Here is an 18,492-nt window from a genome sequence, read left to right as displayed (position 1 = left end):
CCCTCCACATTATGATTTTTTCTTATTCAGCAATTGATCAACATAGTCTTCTTTGTTAACTTGACGCGCACGCGCTACAGATAATGCTTTTGATGGAACATTCTCTGTTATTGTAGAGCCTGCTGCCACATAAGCACCATCTTCAACTGTTACAGGAGCAACAAGGTTTGAATTACATCCAATAAATACCCCGTTACCAATTACAGTTTTAAATTTATTCTTGCCGTCGTAGTTCACCGTAATTGAACCACAACCAAGATTCACGTCTTCTCCAACTTGTGCATCCCCGATATAACTTAAGTGTGAAGCTTTACTTCTATTACCAAAAACAGTTTTTTTGATTTCTACGAAGTTTCCAACGCGCACTTCATCTCCAATAACTGAATCTGGGCGAATATGTGCAAATGGACCAACTGATACTTCTGTACCAAGTTTGCTGTCATGTACAGTAGATTGACGAATTACCGTACGATCTCCAATTTCACTATCGCGAATTACTGTATGCGGTCCAATTTCACAATCAGAACCAATTACAGTGTTCCCCTCAATAACCGTTCCTGGGTGAAGAACTGTATCACTACCAATAATTGCATCCGCAGAAATGTATGTGTTACTTGGATCAATAATTGTAACACCATTTACCATGTTCTTTCGGTTGATACGATTTTTCATAATAATTTCCGCTTGCGATAGAGCGACTCTGTCGTTAACACCTAACGTTTCATCGAAGTGCTCTGTTTGATAAGCTGATACAATATGACCTTCATTTTTTAAAATTTCAATAACGTCCGGAAGGTAATATTCGCCCTGTACATTATCATTTGAAACTTTAGAAAGTGAAGCAAATAAAGCTTTATTATCAAAACAATACGTACCTGTATTGATTTCTTTAATAGCTAATTCTTTTTCATTTGCATCCTTATGCTCAACAATCTTTTCAACATGACCATTCTCATTACGAACGATACGGCCATATCCAGCAGGCTCTTCTATGTACGCTGTTAGTACCGTCGCCATTGCTCCCGCTTCTTCGTGTTGCTGAAGCAATGCTTCCATCGTTTCAGCAGTTATTAGAGGTGTATCACCACAAATAACTAAAGTTGTTCCTTCTTCATTTGCAAGTACACTTGCAGCTTGATCGACAGCATGAGCTGTACCAAGTTGTTCTGCTTGTAATGCAAACTCACTTACGTTTCCTAGCTGTTCTTGTACCTTTTCAGCACCATGTCCAACGACTGTTACAAGTTTCTGCAATCCTAATTGAGATACTTCATTGACTACATGTTGTACCATTGGTTTTCCACATACAGGATGCAGCACTTTGTATAGCTTGGACTTCATACGTGTGCCTTTACCTGCAGCTAGAATCACTGCAAATCTGTTTGACATATAGACCCTCCATCGCAACCTATTTATCCATTAACGATATTATCCTAAATCATCATATATTTCAAGAAACACATTATAACTATTAAATTTTACCATAATTCTTATAAGATGTTTTACTCTTTAGTATCTTTTTTAAGGAATAAGCTATACTATTTTAAATGATTTTGAAAAAATTAGAAGTTTTTCATCTTTATTTTTTCAAAATATGAATTTTACAATTAGAAACGTGTATTATTCAAAAAAAAAAACAAACTCCTGTAAATGCTTACAGGAGTTTGCTACAAAATTATAAGACTTTCTTTCAAAAGCCCTTTTCATTCGAATTTTACGAAGCGCCTGCTTCTTCAAACTCAACCTCTTCTAACTCGCCTAAACGGTGATACTCTGTTAAAACCGCATCTTGAATTTTAGAGCGTGTATTAGAATTAATTGGATGTGCAATGTCACGGAATTCTCCATCTGGAGTACGTTTACTTGGCATTGCTACAAATAATCCATTATTACCATCAATTACACGAATATCATGAACAACAAATTCATGGTCTAGAGTAATAGAGGCAATTGCTCTCATGCGGCCTTCTGTGTTTACGCGGCGTAATCTTACGTCAGTCACTTCCATCTTGTGTTCACCACCCTTTTCTAAATAAGCGATATATTTGTATAAATTCCACAAAATTTCTATTTTCCCTTTAATTTTTTAAAAATTTTTAAGATAAAAATTTTTAAGTTAGTTGAATATAAGGATTAGTAGAGGTTATCGCTTACAAAGAGTTACTTAACTAGGGCAATTACTTCGATTTCAACAGAAACATCTTTCGGTAATTTTGCCACTTGTACACAAGAACGCGCTGGTTTATGAGTAGAGAAATACGAACCGTATACTTCATTAACAGCATTAAAATCATCCATATCCTTTAAGAATACTGTTGTTTTTACCACTGTATCAAATGAAGCACCTGCTTCTGCTAGTACCGCTTGTAAATTTTCAAATACTTGCTCTGTTTGTACTGTTACATCTCCTGTTACAAGTTCTCCACTTGCCGTTAACGGAATTTGTCCTGAACTATAGAACATATTATTTACAATAATCCCTTGTGAATATGGTCCGATTGCCTGTGGTGCTTTGCTTGTTTGAACAACTTTCATACTTTTCACCCTTTTATTATTTATTTTTACTCTTTAAAAATAGTGTACCAAAGGCAGTTTGTCCATCTATTTTGTAATTTATAAATAGGAATAAAAAAGGTAAAGCTATCTGCTTTACCTTTTTACTCAGCCTCTACAAGCCCTTTATCAAATGGTGCAAGTGAATAATTTCCCTTTTCCACTTGAATCGCTTTTTCTTTCACATCAACTTCTGACAGACGAATTAATGATACAAAGTTATTAATAAGTCTTTCTTCAATATCCGTAGACTCTACTAACACGCCAATTCCAACAACATTAGCTTTAAACTCTTCTAGCATGCTCATCATGCCCTGAATGGTTCCGCCAGCTTTCATAAAGTCATCAATAATTAAAACATTGGATCCTTCTGGAAGGCTACGCTTTGCTAAAGTCATCGTTTGGATTCGCTTAGAGGAACCTGATACATAGTTAATACTAACAGTGGGTCCTTCTGTTACCTTATTATCTTTTCTCGCAATTACTACCGGTACATCTAAGTAGTTCGCTACTGCATAAGCAAGCGGAATTCCTTTTGTCGCTACCGTCATAACCGCATCAATTGGTTGCCTAGCAAAAACAGAAGCAAATAAACGACCTGCGCCATTAATCTGGCGAGGATTACTTAAAAGATCCGTCATATATAAGTAACCGCCAGGCAAAATACGGTCTGGGTTTTCAAATAAGCTACAAAGCTCATTAATAATCAGATTTGCCTCTTCTTCACTTATATAGGGAATATATTTCACTCCTCCTGCTGCTCCTGGTATCGTTTGCAATGTGCCGACCCCTTGTTGTTCAAACGTTTGCTTAATAATAACTAGATCTTCACTAATGGAAGATTTAGCCGATTGATACCTTTCAGCAAAAAAAGTGAGAGAAACTAGCTGACGAGGATTTTGTAGCAAGTAATAAGTCATATCGACCAATCTTGTACTTCGTCTAATTTTCATACTCTCACCTCAAATCACGAATATTCTAAACAAATCATACCGTATTATACGTCTTTATTCAAGCGTTTCTCGCTCTCCTAATAAACGAACTGCATATACTTGTTCGCAAAATCCTTTTAAACCGTTATATATACGGTGCATTCGCGAATCATGGTGTACAAGACCAAATACAGTTGGGCCACTTCCACTCATTAATACGGCATCCGCACCAAATCGTTTCATCTGCGCCTTAATACGTGCAACCTCAGGATGCATCACAAACGTCACATCTTCTAAAACGTTACCAACAGTATCACAAATCCCTTTATAGTCCCCGTCATTAATGACTTCAACCATTTTATCTACATTTGGATGTGTAACACGATTTAATTTTAAATTCCCATACACATCAGCAGTAGATACACCAATGTGGGGCTTTGCTAAAATAACCCAACAGGAAGGTGGAGTCTTTATATGTTCAATTTTCTCTCCTCTTCCAGTGGCAATTGCAGTTCCGCCATATACACAGAACGATACATCTGATCCAATTTCTGCGCCAAGCTCTGCTAATTCCTTAATTGTAAGCCCTAAATCCCATAACTTATTAAGGCCACGTAATGTCGCTGCTGCATCACTACTTCCACCTGCTAATCCAGCTGCTACTGGAATCGTTTTTTCAATAGTAATAGATACACCTTTTTTCACATTAAACTTCTCTTTTAATAATTTCGCTGCTTGATAAGCTAAGTTGCGTTGGTCGTCTGGGACATACCGATTATGAGACAAAATTTCAATACGGTCTTCTGCTAATTCCATTAGCTCTAAACGATCTGCTAAGTCGATTGTTGTCATAATCATTTTCACTTCATGATATCCATCTTGTCTTTTTCCCAGTACATCTAACGACAGATTAATCTTTGCTGGTGCTTTCACTAGTAGCTTCAATCTATTCACCCACTCTATGTACTCAATCTTTTATCGTTTATTTTACCACAAATTTATAGTAAGACGATGACACTTCCCTAATTATAACGAAAAGCATTCAGAATGAAACTACTTATGTCAAATGATGGCACCTTTTAGCGTGCAAAAAGCCGAGGAATCTCTCCTCGGCTACCGCAGCATAGAAAGTATCTTACAACTACTGGTTTTGTTTCATTAATTGCTGTTCTGCAATTTCTATAGCACGTTTCACCATATTACCAGCATCTTTCGCACGAATTCCGCCCCATCCTTCTTTCTGAACAACATCATAAAAGCCAAGCTCTTTTGCAAGCTCTTCTTTAAATTGATTTGACATGACTCCTCTTCGTCTACTCAATGCAGAGTCCCTCCTTATTTTGCTACGGTATAATTAGTATGCAAAATAATATAGCTTTTCATTTATGGGAATATATGTAACAAACAACACATTAATTATAAAATGCTTCATTATGAGGTTCATCGTAAAATGTTAACTCTACTGTCTCTGTTAAAACATCTGCATAACTATAAGATACACGTTGCAATGCATCTTCTTGCTGATCTAACTGTACAACAAACACAGAACGATACGTTTCTGCAAGTACACCCGATTGCTCCACAGTTTTTCTTCTTCCACTATTCGCCTTTAATACAAGTCGCTGTCCAAGATGGTGATCTAATTCGCTTTTAATTTCATCTAAACGTTTTGACATATACCTTGCTACACCTCGCTGTAATTTAGATTGAACACTTAAAACACGATATATCTATCCCAATTATTAACCGCAATTTACAGACAATATTATTATAAAAGCATCATGCGTTCGAATAGATAGAAGAAATACTATATTGTACAAGTATCATTGTATAGTCTGCACATTCTTGTCGCTTTTTATCCAGATTCATTTAAATCATTTCCACATAAAAAAGCAAGATACGTATGTACCTTGCTCATTCATCATAATGTTGAAAAGGTAATCCCGTTCGTAAAATCCCTCTTGTTTCAATTCCGCCTAGTCCCTTTTCACCAGTAATTGTATTCCGCACAACGTCCCATACATTGACTCTTTCCATAAATGAGGTGAAACTAACTTTGCCAACTACATATACCGGATCTAGCGCATGAATATTAATTCTAGACGGTGAACTAGCAAAATTAGCACCTGCTCGAATCAACGCCTCAAAGTGTGATTGACAAGCCCCAGCAAAAATAACGAGTTGATCTAATGATGGATACTTTTTCCGCACTTCTCGAACAGCCTGTACAAAATGTCTAGAATGTCTATATGCTGCCAAATCTCCCATAACTCCTTTTGACTTTGTATAGGCATCATGTCCTGTAATAACTAAAATGTCTGGGCGAAAATGATCTATTAAGTCTACTACCTTTTCATGCATCTCCGTTTCCTTACAATGAATACCTTGAACAGGAACGCCTATTTTATTATATAAATCTAAGCACTTGCGCAAATATAAAGGATCTCCATCTATATGCAATACACGCCCTGGCATTTGAAAATAATTCACTTCACTTGTATATCCACCAGTTGAATTATGTTCATGTCTTTGTTTCATCAACACGTAATCTTGCTGAAACAACCGGTAAGTACGCTCCATCGTTTCTTTTTCACGCTTCACTCTATTTTTATGTTCTCGTTGATCTATACTAACTAAATCTGCAAGTGGTGCATCCGCCACAAGTCTAATTTCCTCTCCAAATAATATTGCCATATCGCCTTTTATTTCTATAATACGAAAAAGAATATCCCTATTATGAGAATATCGTTCAACTAATTCTCCAACATGTAAAGCCATTCTCCTACCTCCAAACTCGTTAGGCCATCTTACCTGTTTTTAAAGTATGAATTTAGGAAAGGAAAGGTGACAAAAGGGACAGCTCAAGTTGAACTGTCCCTTTCATATTCTTATGACAATTTATGAAGAATTAATGCATTACTTAATGTTGCAAACTCTTCGATAGATAGCGTTTCGCCTCTTCGCTTCGGATCAATTCCTACCTCTGTTAAAATTCGATCCAACAGCTCTTTATCTTTCGGGAAACCATTTAAATTATTTGATAAGTTATTCATTAAAGTTTTACGACGCTGTGCGAAACTTGCTCGTACTACTTCAAAGAAGAAAGTTTCATCTGTCACTTCTACAACTGGTTTAGGACGCTTTAGAAGACGGATAATCGCAGAATCAACATTTGGTTGTGGCACAAACACTGTACGCGGTACAGTCATAACTGTTTCTACCTCTGTATAATACTGAATGGCAATTGATAAAGAACCATACTCTTTCGTTCCTGGTTTAGCAGCTAAACGATCCCCAACTTCTTTTTGCATCATAACAACAAATCCACGAACCGGTAATTTTTCTTCAAGCAATTTAAATAAAATTGGCGTTGTAATATAGTATGGTAAGTTAGCTACTACCATTACATCTTGCCCTTCTTCAAATTGCTCACTAAACACTTCATGTACATCTGCTTTTAGTACATCTTTATTTATAACTGTAACGTTGCTATATGGAGCTAACGTCTCGTCTAAAATTGGTAATAATCTCTGATCAATTTCAAAAGCCACTACTTTTTTAGCACGCTTCGCCAATTGCTCTGTTAACGCACCGATACCTGGTCCAATTTCAATTGCGCCACTTTCTGAACCGATTTCTGCGTGATCAACGATACGATTTAATACATTTGTATCAATTAAAAAATTTTGTCCTAAACTTTTTTTGAATGAAAATCCATACTTTTCAACAATGTCTTTCGTACGATTTGGTGTTGCGATATCCTTCATTTTTTTTCCTCCTGTATTACTTGCTTATAAGCTTCTGCAAATGATTCCTTTGAAACTTGAAACATTTGTAAACGTTTATGTAACTGTTTTGCGTTTGTATAACCAATCTTTAATAGCTTACCCACTCTTTCTCTGCGACTCTTTGCCATTTCTCCGCCCACTAAGCCCGCATCGACTAAATCACTCCAACTAATTTCACTTGTGTAAGCTTCCATTTCTTCATGTATATTCTCTAAAGCACGGCGAATCGAATCATTAGAAGCATGTTCGATTCCAACGCCTTTCTTCCTTTTCGCAAGTGCTTCTTCCTTCGGTAAAAAAGCATGCTTACATCCAGGAACCTTGTCAGAAATAATCTTTCGAATACGCTCTCCAGGATAATCTGGATCTGTGAAAATAATAACGCCTCGTTTTTGCTGCGCTAATTTAACTTGCTCAATAACATGATCACCGATTGCTGAACCGTTCGTTTCGATTGTATCTCCATCAACAGCACGTTTAATCGCAACTGTATCATCTTTACCTTCTACAACGATAATCTCTTTAATTTTCATGCTTGCCTCCACACTCGTTTCATCTCTACTTAGTAAAACAAAAAAATGACGACTTTTCCATTATTATTTTCCCAATCTTACATTTTAAAAAGTAGAAGAGAAAAATCTTTGTTCACTATCCTTATTGTAACACTTCTATCTCCATCTTAATTTATCCGCAATATTTCTACACTTATGTTATGAGTAAATAGTGGGTTCTTATCATTTCTATTATCTCTCTTCTCAAAAAACAAAAAAAGAATGGGACTCCCCATTCTTTTTTATTCAACACCAAATAAGGCTTTGGCATTCTTTGTTGTTATTTGTGCTACTTCGTCATAAGAAATTCCTTTTAAATTCGCAATTTCTTCTGCTACCAGTTTTACATAACTCGGTTCATTTCGCTTCCCTCGAAATGGATGTGGTGTTAAATATGGACAATCTGTCTCTATCAATAATTTTTCTAACGGAATCTCCATAGCAACTTCTTTCGGTTTCTTGGCATTTTTAAATGTTACTGGCCCACCTAATGAAATTAAAAAGTTCATATCGACACATCGCTGCGCTACTTCTACACTACCGCTAAAGCAATGCATAATGCCTCCTACTTCAGCTGCATTCTCTTCCTCTAGGATATCAACAATATCTTGAGTCGCATCGCGATTATGTATAATAATCGGTAATTTCACCTTTTTCGCTAATGCAATTTGTTTACGGAATACTTCCTTCTGTATTTCTTTTGGAGACTTATCCCAGTGATAATCTAATCCCATTTCTCCAATTGCAACTACTTTAGGGTGGGCAGCTAATTCTTCTAACCAAGCTAAATGTTCTTCATTCATGTCGATTGCATCAACGGGATGCCATCCAACTGCAGCGTAGATAAAATCATAAGCCTCTGCTAATTCAATGGCTTTCTTTATCGTTACTTCATCAAATCCAACAACAACTGTATAGGTAACTCCCGCTTCTTTCATCCTCGCGATAACTTCCGGTAAATCTTCTTCAAATTGCTCTGCATTTAAATGTGAATGTGTATCAAACAACATAATAAATAACTCCTTTTATATTGAAATCAATTCTCTCATAGAAAACTACGCTCTTTCTAACTTAACGATAACAATACTACAATTTTAATGCAAAAAAAGGGGATGTAAAAAGAAAAAAGACGCTTCACCAATGTTACACGTGAAACATCTCTTTTCTTGTCTCAATTACTTGATTTTTGTACCATTTGGTAAATTTTGGTCAATTGATGCTAATGACAATACGCCATTCTCTTCACCTGCTAAAATCATACCTTGTGATAATTCACCACGTAATTTTACAGGTTTTAAATTCGTTACACAAATGACCTTTTTACCTTTTAGTTCTTCTGGGGAATAGAATTTAGCAATACCAGAAACCACTTGACGCTTCTCTGTACCTAAATCAAGCTGAATTTTTAACAACTTATCTGCTTTTTTCACAGGTTCAGCAGATATTACTTCAGCTACTCGTAATTCTACTTTAAAGAAATCATCAATTGTAATTTCTTCTGCCTTTGGTTCTTCTGCTTTTTTCTCTTCTACTTTAGGAGTAGAACCTTGCATTTGTTCTTTAATATACCCCACTTCTACTTCCATTTCCAAACGAGGGAAAATAGGGTTTCCTTTTTCTACTTTTGTTCCACCTGGAATACATCCAATTGTAGATAGGCTTTCCCAAGATTTATGCGCCTCTTCAGTAAGGCCAAGTTGAGCAAACATCTTACTTGGTGCTACTGTTAGGAATGGCATAAGCATAATACCTGTTTGACGAAGTACCTCAGCTAAGTGGGCCATTACAGACGCAAGTTTTTCACGATCATTCTCATCCTTCGCTAATACCCATGGCTGCGTTTCATCAATATATTTGTTCGTACGGCTAACTAATTGCCAAATGGAACTTAGTGCTACAGAGAATTCCATATTCTCCATTGCCTCTTCTACTTTTTTCAATGTATCTTGGGCAAATGTCACTAGCGTTTCATCGAACTCAGTTACATTTGCTTTAAATGCAGGGATTTCCCCGTTAAAGTATTTATCAATCATAGCTACTGTACGATTTAATAAGTTACCTAAATCATTCGCTAAATCAAAGTTGATTCGTTCAACAAATCCTTCTGGTGTGAATACTCCATCAGATCCAAATGGAACTTCGCGAAGTAAGTAGTAACGCAATGCATCTAATCCGTAACGATCAATTAGTGTAACTGGATCTACTACGTTTCCTTTTGACTTACTCATTTTTCCATCCTTCATTAAAATCCAGCCATGAGCAAAGACTTTCTTCGGAAGTGGTAAATCTAAAGCCATTAAAATAATTGGCCAATAAATTGTATGGAAACGAACGATTTCTTTCCCAACTAAATGGACATCTGCTGGCCAGAATTTTTTATACTTCTCTTCATTTTCTGTTCCATATCCTAATGCAGTAATGTAATTAGACAACGCATCTACCCATACGTAAATAACGTGTTTTGGGTTACCTGGAACACGAACTCCCCAGTCAAATGAAGTACGAGAAACAGCTAAATCTTCTAATCCTGGTTTAATGAAGTTATTAATCATTTCATTTTTACGGGACTCCGGCTGAATGAAATGAGGGTTATCTTCATAGAACTTTAATAGTCGGTCTACATATTTACCCATTCTAAAGAAATACGATTCTTCGCGAACAAGTTCTACAGCGTGACCACTATCTGGGCTTTTTCCACCAACTACTTTGTCACCTTCCATAATTGGATCTACTAATTGATGCGCTGTATAGAATGTTTCATCTTGTACAGAATACCAACCTTCATATTCATCAAGATAAATATCGCCTTGATCTACTAGCTGCTTGAAGATTTTCTCAACAACATCTTTATGACGATCTTCAGTTGTACGAATAAAATCATCATAAGAGATATCCATCTTCTCCCAAAGCTCTTTAATCCCTGATACAATGTTATCCACATATGCTTGTGGTGTAACATTTAGTTCTTCTGCTTTCTTTTGGATCTTCTGTCCATGCTCATCAGTTCCTGTTAAATAATGAACATTGTATCCTTGCATACGCTTATATCGTGCCATCGCATCTCCTGCTACCGTCGTATAAGCATGTCCAATGTGTAACTTTCCACTTGGATAATAAATTGGGGTAGTAATATAAAAGGACTTATTTTCCTCTTTCATCGTTTTGGACCTCCCGAATAACCTCATATGTATTTATAAACAGTATATCAAAAACTCATATATAAAGTGAAACTTTAATCCGTGGGGGGTTCATCCCCCATGGATTATCAGCCCACACCAATCGGGCTTTTACGAGCAGTTGATCTCCCACTTAACTTCTTTGCTCCGGCTAAATTTTGAAGTGGGAGTCTTACTGCTCGTTAAAGCGGGATAAAAACGAGTTAATGCTCGATATCTTTATCATCTATTACTCATATTCAAAAAAATATACAATATTTTTTTCCAAAAGGTATAAACATTATAAAAATAATACGAAACAATTATAGAAATGACTCACATTCTATTATATATAAGAAGTATAAAAATCTATAAATCTTTTTTAAAAATATAGAATTTAAGAATTGACGGAAATGTAAATGATTGGTATCATATGTCCATAGGGTATTTTGTCGAAAAATGACGAATCAAAAAATAGACTCGAAACTTATAAACTATTTATTTAGGAGGAAAAGAATTATGAAATCTACTGGTATCGTTCGTAAAGTTGATGAATTAGGTCGTGTAGTAATTCCAATCGAATTACGCCGTACTTTAGGTATTGCAGAAAAGGATGCTCTTGAAATCTATGTTGATGACGAGAAAATCATCTTAAAGAAATATAAACCAAACATGACTTGCCAAGTAACTGGTGAAGTATCTGATGGTAACCTATCTTTAGCTGAAGGTAAAATTATCTTAAGCAAAGAAGGCGCTGAACAAGTCTTAAACGAACTTCAAGATTATATCGAAACAGCAAAATAAGCTTCTCAATTATGAGAAGCTTATTTTTTATCAACATGATAGATTTGATATACGTCTCGTTTCGACAAATCTCGATCTTTAGCGACTGTTTTTATCGCTTCTTTTGAATTCATACCTTTTTCATTTATATAATGTTCAATATGATTATATACTGAAACAGCTTCCCACCATTGTTCTTCTGGAACAGCTTCTTCTGTTGAACCTGCTACTAAAATACAAAACTCACCACGAACTTCATTTTGCTTCGTCCACTCAATCGCTTCTTCAATTGTTCCACGAATAAACTCTTCAAATTTTTTCGTTAGCTCACGACATAATACGATTTCCCTATTTCCTAATACTTCTTGCATAGAGATTAAGGTGTCATCTAAACGATGCGGTGCCTCGTAAAACATCATTGTAGTTGGAATATAGCGTAGTTTTTCTAATTCAAGCTTGCGTCCCTTTTTATTTCTTTGCAGGAAACCATAGAAATAAAAATGTTTTGTCTCAAGTCCTGATGCAATTAATGCTGTAAGAGCCGCATTTGGCCCAGGAAGCGGAATAACATGATATTGTTCTGCTACAGCCTCTACAACGATATCATAACCAGGATCTGAAATACATGGCATACCAGCATCGCTCACAATGGCTACAGTCTTACCTTCTTCTAACTTATCTAAAATTTTCCGTCCACTTACTCCTTTATTATGCTCATGATAACTCATAACTGGTGTTTCAATTTCAAAGTAATTACAAAGTTTCTTCGTTTGCCTTGTATCTTCCGCAGCAATAATGTCTGCCTCTTTTAAAATTCGGATTGCACGAAATGTCATATCCTCTAAATTTCCGATTGGAGTCGGTACTAAATATAAAACTCCCTTTTCATTTTGCTGAAAGCTTTTTTGCTGCCACATAGCGTTCTCCTTTTTGCATATATTCTTCTTTTTGTTTCCTCGTTAACTGTTTAAAGTGATATTCAGCTTGCATAGCCGTTCGTTTATCCTCATGATCCTCTACATATTTCAAACCAACTGGAAGCCTAGCACGTGTATATCTAGCACCTTTTCCACTATTATGGGTCTGAATCCGTTTTTCTATATGATTTGTATATCCAGCATAATAACTTCCATCAGAACACTCCACCACATAAAAACAATGCTTATTCTTCTCCATATAAAATTGAACGAAGCTCCTTTGTATATTCGTTGTTTTCTTCATATACAAAAAGAGGTGGTAAGATTTTTAAATCTGCATTCCCATCCTTAATTCCTTCAATTAACAATGTATTCGCTTCTTTACCAGCCTTAGGATAAACAAATCGCACACGTTTCGGTTCGATTTTGTATTTACGCATTAATGTGACGATGTCGAGCAAACGACCTGGACGATGTACAAATGCTACTTTCCCACCCTGTTTCACTAACTGGCTACTTGCATATACAACATCCTCTAATGTGCACATAATTTCATGACGAGCTATCGCTAAATGTTCATTGATATTCTTCTCAGAAGTTTGTGGTGTTTGAAAATAAGGAGGGTTACATGTTACAACATCATATTGATGACGTCCAAGTTTCTCCGGCATATCTTTCAAATCTCCATGGATTAAATGAATTCTTTCTTCTAAATTATTGTATTGAACGCTTCTTATTCCCATATCATATAAGCGCTCTTGAATTTCTACACCTGTAATTTTCCCTTTTGTCCTTGTACTTAATAAAAGAGGGATAACTGCGTTACCTGTACACAAATCAAGTAAATTACCTTTTTGAATTGGCACCCAAGCAAAATTTGCAAGTAAAACAGCATCCAAAGAAAAATTAAATACTGATGGACTTTGTACAATCTTCATATCTTGCGCTAATAAGTAATCTAAACGCTCATCTTCATATAAATTCATATATTGCTCCCTTTCTTACACTTAACCTACCCTATTTCATCCTCTATTAATGTGAAAATAAATTTCATTCTACTCTCATGTATAAAAAATTACCTTTCCAATTATATTGGAAAGGTAATCTCACTTTTTATTTAAAAATGACAGACAGAATAAACAATCTCCCTCTTTACGTACACTTCCATAATGTAGATTACAAATATGAAAACCTTCTTGATATAGTCTTGCTAGGTTATCGTAGCCTTCACCAATATCTGTCTTCGCCTTCATTTCTTTGCGTTTTTGAGTTTTTTGTTTTTCCTTGTTCTGCACTTCTTCAAAACGATGTCGCAAATTTTCATTTTCCATTTTTATATGTTGGTTTTCTTCCAATAATTCTGCAAGATGTTGTTTTAATTCTCCCAACTGTTTGTATAAATGTCCAATTTGCTCTTCCATACTAGAAACCGATGCAAAAATATCCTTTTTCTCCACAAGCACCCACCTCATTAATCTGTGGTTTGACTCGAAACGACCCCTTTATTAATTAATTCATCTAACGTATATTCTACTATCCGTTCCTTGTCTACTAGCTCCACTTGAATTAATCTTTCTAAAATATTTAATCCGATAACACGGCCAGTACCATGCGGTGTTTGTATACGTTGATCTAAATCAGGAAGTTGTTCCTTTGCTGCCTCATATTCATCATTCTCATATTTTAAGCAACACATTAAGCGACCACATAAACCAGAGATTTTTGCAGGATTTAATGATAAATTTTGATCCTTTGCCATTTTAATGGATACAGGTTCAAAATCTCCTAAAAAAGTAGAACAACAAAGCATACGACCACATGGACCAATACCACCAAGCATTTTTGCTTCGTCACGAACGCCGATCTGTCTCAGCTCAATTCTTGTCCTAAAAATTGCCGCTAAGTCTTTCACTAGTTCCCGGAAATCAATCCGACCATCCGCAGTAAAGTAAAAAATAATCTTATTACGATCGAACGTATACTCTACATCTACAAGCTTCATATCAAGATTATGTTCTCCTACCTTTTGTTGACAAACTTGATATGCTTCTTTCGCAGCATGCCTATTCTCTTCAACAATGGTACGATCATTTTCATTTGCAATACGAATAACTTTTTTAAGCGGTAATACAACGTCGTTTTCATCAACTTGCTTTTTGGTAATAACTACTTTTCCGTATTCAATACCTCTTACCGTTTCTACAATTACAAACTCATTTTCCGAGATATCGAACTGATTTGGATCAAAGTAATATACCTTCCCGGCCTTCTTAAAGCGAACACCTACTACATCATACAAAACGGTCATCCCTCCTGCAACCGCAACACTAACTGTTCGAACACAAGCTGCGCATTTACATTAGCGTTGATTCTATTTTTTGCCTCTAATATATTAAAGAGAGCTGATACAATGCGCTTCTGAGCATAAGAAAAGGATTCAAACATCTCTTTCTGCTCATGAAAAACAAGACGATCTTCTTCTCCAAGTTGAACATATAATAAATCCTTATAAATAAGGAGTAACATATCTAAGCCTTGCTGTAATTGTTCTTTCTCTCCAAAGTGCTTCCCCCATTTTTCTTGTACAAAAAAAATAGAGGCCTTATCTTTTTCGAGCGCTTCACATAATTTTATCACTAAAGCTCTCGCTTGTGCAAACCATTCATCATTACACATTAATAAAGCTTCTTCAAAACTGTTTGTAAGCTGCGCAGCAAGTGTAGATAAAGAAACTGTAATACCTTCTTCCTCTAATCTCTTAATTAAAGATTCTGTAGGCAACGGTCTAAACGTAACAACTTGACAACGAGATAAAATTGTATTTAAAATCTGATGACTTTGTTCAGTAAGTAAAATAGCTGTTGTATCACTACTTGGTTCTTCTAAAAACTTTAAAAGCGTATTCGCTGCATTTGCTGTCATACGATCTGCATGCTCGATAATATATACTTTTTTATTTGCTTCTAATCCTGTTTTTGAAAACTCTTCTTGTAAATCGTGAATTTGCTGTTTTTTAATAGATAATCCATCTGGTTTTACAATATGTAAGTTTGGGTAGTTACCTGAATCAATTCGGCGACAATTCGTACATACATGACAAGGCTCTACACCATTTCTTTGTGAACAGAGGAAACTTTTTGCCATTTGAATTGCTGTGGCGAACTTCCCAGTCCCTTTCCCTCCCTCTAACAAGTAAGCGTGGGATATACGCTCTTTTGCAATGCTATTCATCAACATTTTGACACCGATGGGCTGTATAGCAGAAAGCTGCTCCCACGTATTTATCATACTGCATACCTCACTTATTTCATTCTTTCCTTCTATTATAACAATTTATCTTCTATAATCTGAACAACTTCTTCTATAAGTTTTTTCATTGGTTGATCAGCATTTACTAATACAATACGATTAGAAAAACGCTCTACAACTTGTAAATACCCTTCACGCACACGTTTATGGAAAGAGATATCTTCCATATCTAGTCGATTTACTTCACGTCCTGCATCTTTTTCAATTCGTGCTAAACCTACCTCTGGCTCAATATCTAAATAGATTGTTAAACTAGGCATACAATCTTCCGTTGCGAAACGATTAATTTCAAATACTTTATCCATACCTAAGCCTCTTGCATACCCTTGATACGCTAAAGAGCTATCTATAAAACGATCACATAGTACAAGATAGTTTTCCTCAAGTGCCGGCATAACTTTTTCCACTAAATGTTGTCTACGTGCAGCAGCATATAAGAGCGCCTCTGTACGTGCCTCCATCATCGTATACTCTTTTTTATGTAAAATTGTTCTAATATCTTCAGAAATTGCAATACCACCCGGTTCCCTGGTCGCCATTACCTTTTGTGCCTTTTGCTCAAAATATGGTAATAAACTTTTAATTAATGTTGTTTTACCCGAACCTTCTGGCCCTTCAATTGTTACAAATAATCCCTTCATCCTAAAACCTACTTTCTATATCATACACGTTCATATATTTCGTACTACCTTGAAAACGAGCCCCTGTTTTCTCTAAATGAGTAATTTGCTTTGTATGTTCTTGAGTAATTCTCTCTCCATACATGATCAATGGAATTCCAGGTGGATACGGAATCACCATTTCTGCCGCTATCATACCAACGGCTTCTTCTAGAGATACTAACTTCGTTTCATATCTCTCTAATTGTTTATACGTATACGGTAAAGGGGAAATTTCTCCTTTATAAGTATAACGAATTGATGCTGTCTTGTCTTTTACCTTATATTGCTGCAAAGCTACTCGAATTATCTCTATAGCTTTCATATACCCCTCATTTACTTGTAACGGTAATATAAATAGGACGTTATATGGATCTGCCATTTCCGTATATATACCGACCTTTTCAAATACAGACTGTAATTCATACCCCGATAACTGACAGCGAGTTTGCACCGTAACCTTTAATTCATCTTGCGATGGATATTGCAAGATGGCTATTTGTGGGATAGATCGCAAACCTTCTTTAAATCGGCGTAAAAACTCAACGATTTCATCATGGCCCTCTTCCTTTATAACTGCTATTGCAAAACGTGCTATATCAAGAGAAGCCATAATTGGATACGATGGGCTACTAGATTGTAGCATACTTAAATAGGAGGAAACTTTTTCTTCGCTCACCAAACGGCTATTTATATGTAAATAAGATCCCATTGTCATCGCAGGTAATGTTTTATGTGCGGAATGAACCACAATATCCGCACCATAAACTAATGCTGACTTCGGGAAGGGGTCCCCTATACAAAAATGTGCCCCATGGGCTTCATCTACTAGAACGGGAATTTTATGTGCATGTGCGTAAGCGATACTTGCCTCTAAATCCATTCCCATACCATAGTAATTAGGATGTGTTAAAATAAGTGCTTTTGCATTTGGATACTTTGTAATTGCCTCCTTAATAATGTCATCATGAACACCTACTGGTACGTTATATACTTCATCAATCCCTGGGTTTAAAAAGACCGGATTAGCCCCTGCTAATTTCAAACCATTAATGATTGATTTATGACAATTTCTTTGTACGAGGACAATATCACGTTCGCCGCAGCAAGACAAAATCATTGCTAAATTTCCAACTGTTGAACCATTAATTAAAAAATAACTTTTGTGCACGCCATATACTTCAGCTAATAATTGCTGTGCTTCATCTATACATTCAAATGGACTATGTAAATCATCTAATCCTGTTAACTCTGTTACATCAATCGATAATATGTCCTTAAACCCCCCTGAAGCTTTCTGAGGGAAGTTTAAACCATTCTTATGACCCGGAACATGAAAAGATAGTAGTCGCCTTTCTTTAAATTCCATTAACGCCTCATATAAAGGCATACGATTTTGATTCATATACATCTCTTCCTTATTATTCATTCTGTATCTATTATACAGATATTAGTGCAAAAAAAATAATAGGCATAATGCCTATTTAAAAATATGATACTTCTAATTTTCGCAGTTGTTTTAAATAATGTATATACTTCGGGTCATTTGTCTCAGTATTTACCAGATTTCTTTCGCACTCGTAACATATTAAATTATTATATACATATATTCCTTCTTCTCTTTTTGTCTCACAAACGATGCAAATTTCACTTGGTAATTTCATAATCTTTCCTCCCTTTTTAAGTAAACATATTATATACCTCTATTCCTTAACAAATTTCCGGAAAATATACATCAATTTCTTATATAATATGATTTACTCTTGGGCAACGTGTTTGTATTACTTATGTATTCCCTTTACTTCTTTCGTGTACTGTTTAAAAACAAAAAAACACAAGTCAAAA

At 35.7% G+C, this 18,492-nt stretch carries 22 protein-coding genes; 1 reads left to right on the top strand and 21 read right to left on the bottom strand.

All coding sequences use genetic code 11. The annotated features are described in order from the left end of the window. Positions 1–9: 9 nt before the first annotated feature. The 12 genes from glmU to metG all read right to left on the bottom strand — a co-directional run bounded on the left by glmU (position 10) and on the right by metG (position 10,982). A complete protein-coding gene (glmU, locus tag V7038_RS22400; RefSeq protein WP_002091584.1) occupies positions 10–1,389 on the bottom strand; it encodes a bifunctional UDP-N-acetylglucosamine diphosphorylase/glucosamine-1-phosphate N-acetyltransferase GlmU in 1,380 nt (459 codons plus the stop codon). A 325-nt stretch (positions 1,390–1,714) separates the two neighbouring features. Then, on the bottom strand, positions 1,715–2,008 hold the full coding sequence (gene spoVG / locus V7038_RS22395; protein ID WP_000454042.1) for a septation regulator SpoVG: 294 nt from the start codon (positions 2,006–2,008) through the stop codon (positions 1,715–1,717). A 152-nt stretch (positions 2,009–2,160) separates the two neighbouring features. Continuing rightward, on the bottom strand, positions 2,161–2,535 hold the full coding sequence (locus V7038_RS22390; protein WP_000869819.1) for a RidA family protein: 375 nt from the start codon (positions 2,533–2,535) through the stop codon (positions 2,161–2,163). A 122-nt stretch (positions 2,536–2,657) separates the two neighbouring features. Further along, on the bottom strand, positions 2,658–3,506 hold the full coding sequence (gene purR / locus V7038_RS22385) for a pur operon repressor (protein WP_002107297.1): 849 nt from the start codon (positions 3,504–3,506) through the stop codon (positions 2,658–2,660). A gap of 54 nt (positions 3,507–3,560) precedes the next feature. After that, positions 3,561–4,430 (bottom strand): 4-(cytidine 5'-diphospho)-2-C-methyl-D-erythritol kinase, encoded by an 870-nt coding sequence (ispE, locus tag V7038_RS22380; RefSeq protein WP_131798894.1) that lies wholly within the window; start codon positions 4,428–4,430, stop codon positions 3,561–3,563. A gap of 196 nt (positions 4,431–4,626) precedes the next feature. Next, positions 4,627–4,806, bottom strand: coding sequence for an acid-soluble spore protein SspF (gene sspF / locus V7038_RS22375; RefSeq protein ID WP_001985066.1), 180 nt, complete (start codon positions 4,804–4,806; stop codon positions 4,627–4,629). 91 nt (positions 4,807–4,897) lie between these two features. After that, the gene (veg, locus tag V7038_RS22370; protein WP_002107294.1) at positions 4,898–5,161 is read right to left on the bottom strand and encodes a biofilm formation stimulator Veg; all 264 of its coding nucleotides are present in this window, start codon (positions 5,159–5,161) and stop codon (positions 4,898–4,900) included. A 238-nt stretch (positions 5,162–5,399) separates the two neighbouring features. Then, positions 5,400–6,263: a sporulation peptidase YabG gene (gene yabG, locus V7038_RS22365; RefSeq protein ID WP_002107293.1), complete on the bottom strand. Its 864-nt coding sequence runs from the start codon at positions 6,261–6,263 to the stop codon at positions 5,400–5,402. 110 nt (positions 6,264–6,373) lie between these two features. Continuing rightward, on the bottom strand, positions 6,374–7,252 hold the full coding sequence (rsmA, locus tag V7038_RS22360) for a 16S rRNA (adenine(1518)-N(6)/adenine(1519)-N(6))-dimethyltransferase RsmA (RefSeq protein WP_002091590.1): 879 nt from the start codon (positions 7,250–7,252) through the stop codon (positions 6,374–6,376). Next, positions 7,249–7,806 carry a ribonuclease M5 gene (gene rnmV, locus V7038_RS22355; protein ID WP_002113260.1) on the bottom strand — a complete coding sequence of 186 codons (558 nt, stop codon included), beginning with the start codon at positions 7,804–7,806 and terminating at the stop codon, positions 7,249–7,251. Before rnmV ends, rsmA begins: the two co-directional genes overlap by 4 nt. 260 nt (positions 7,807–8,066) lie before the next feature. Next, complete coding sequence (locus tag V7038_RS22350; RefSeq protein WP_002107291.1) at positions 8,067–8,834, bottom strand: TatD family hydrolase; 768 nt, start codon at positions 8,832–8,834, stop codon at positions 8,067–8,069. 165 nt (positions 8,835–8,999) lie between these two features. Next, complete coding sequence (gene metG / locus V7038_RS22345; protein ID WP_002113259.1) at positions 9,000–10,982, bottom strand: methionine--tRNA ligase; 1,983 nt, start codon at positions 10,980–10,982, stop codon at positions 9,000–9,002. A gap of 516 nt (positions 10,983–11,498) precedes the next feature. Here metG and V7038_RS22340 point away from each other — a divergent pair. Further along, entirely contained in the window at positions 11,499–11,783 is a 285-nt protein-coding gene (locus V7038_RS22340; protein ID WP_000843037.1) for an AbrB/MazE/SpoVT family DNA-binding domain-containing protein, read from the top strand. A 20-nt stretch (positions 11,784–11,803) separates the two neighbouring features. Here the strand turns inward: V7038_RS22340 and rsmI are convergent, their stop codons facing one another. The 9 genes from rsmI to V7038_RS22295 form a co-directional block, all read right to left on the bottom strand. Then, positions 11,804–12,679, bottom strand: coding sequence for a 16S rRNA (cytidine(1402)-2'-O)-methyltransferase (gene rsmI / locus V7038_RS22335; protein WP_335695648.1), 876 nt, complete (start codon positions 12,677–12,679; stop codon positions 11,804–11,806). Next, the gene (locus V7038_RS22330; RefSeq protein ID WP_002107287.1) at positions 12,648–12,938 is read right to left on the bottom strand and encodes a GIY-YIG nuclease family protein; all 291 of its coding nucleotides are present in this window, start codon (positions 12,936–12,938) and stop codon (positions 12,648–12,650) included. The genes rsmI and V7038_RS22330 overlap by 32 nt, the downstream gene beginning before the upstream one ends. After that, a complete protein-coding gene (locus V7038_RS22325; RefSeq protein WP_002113257.1) occupies positions 12,925–13,665 on the bottom strand; it encodes a tRNA1(Val) (adenine(37)-N6)-methyltransferase in 741 nt (246 codons plus the stop codon). Before V7038_RS22325 ends, V7038_RS22330 begins: the two co-directional genes overlap by 14 nt. A 120-nt stretch (positions 13,666–13,785) precedes the next feature. Then, entirely contained in the window at positions 13,786–14,136 is a 351-nt protein-coding gene (yabA, locus tag V7038_RS22320) for a DNA replication initiation control protein YabA (RefSeq protein ID WP_002009639.1), read from the bottom strand. 14 nt (positions 14,137–14,150) lie between these two features. After that, positions 14,151–14,978, bottom strand: a complete 828-nt coding sequence (locus tag V7038_RS22315) for a PSP1 domain-containing protein (protein ID WP_002107285.1) — start codon at positions 14,976–14,978, stop codon at positions 14,151–14,153. Between the two features lie 5 nt (positions 14,979–14,983). Continuing rightward, positions 14,984–15,967 (bottom strand): DNA polymerase III subunit delta', encoded by a 984-nt coding sequence (gene holB, locus V7038_RS22310; protein ID WP_002009636.1) that lies wholly within the window; start codon positions 15,965–15,967, stop codon positions 14,984–14,986. A gap of 35 nt (positions 15,968–16,002) precedes the next feature. Continuing rightward, positions 16,003–16,629, bottom strand: coding sequence for a dTMP kinase (tmk, locus tag V7038_RS22305; RefSeq protein ID WP_002113256.1), 627 nt, complete (start codon positions 16,627–16,629; stop codon positions 16,003–16,005). Position 16,630: 1 nt separating this feature from the next. Then, positions 16,631–18,052 (bottom strand): aminotransferase class I/II-fold pyridoxal phosphate-dependent enzyme, encoded by a 1,422-nt coding sequence (locus tag V7038_RS22300; protein ID WP_335695647.1) that lies wholly within the window; start codon positions 18,050–18,052, stop codon positions 16,631–16,633. Between the two features lie 79 nt (positions 18,053–18,131). Next, on the bottom strand, positions 18,132–18,311 hold the full coding sequence (locus tag V7038_RS22295) for a sigma factor G inhibitor Gin (RefSeq protein WP_002107281.1): 180 nt from the start codon (positions 18,309–18,311) through the stop codon (positions 18,132–18,134). Positions 18,312–18,492 lie beyond the last annotated feature (181 nt).

The sequence above is a fragment of the Bacillus sp. JJ783 genome, assembly GCF_036963225.1.
Classification (GTDB): domain Bacteria; phylum Bacillota; class Bacilli; order Bacillales; family Bacillaceae_G; genus Bacillus_A; species Bacillus_A cereus_U.
The sequence above is the reverse complement of the archived record's forward strand: the minus strand, read 5'-3'. Positions and strand labels throughout refer to the sequence as shown.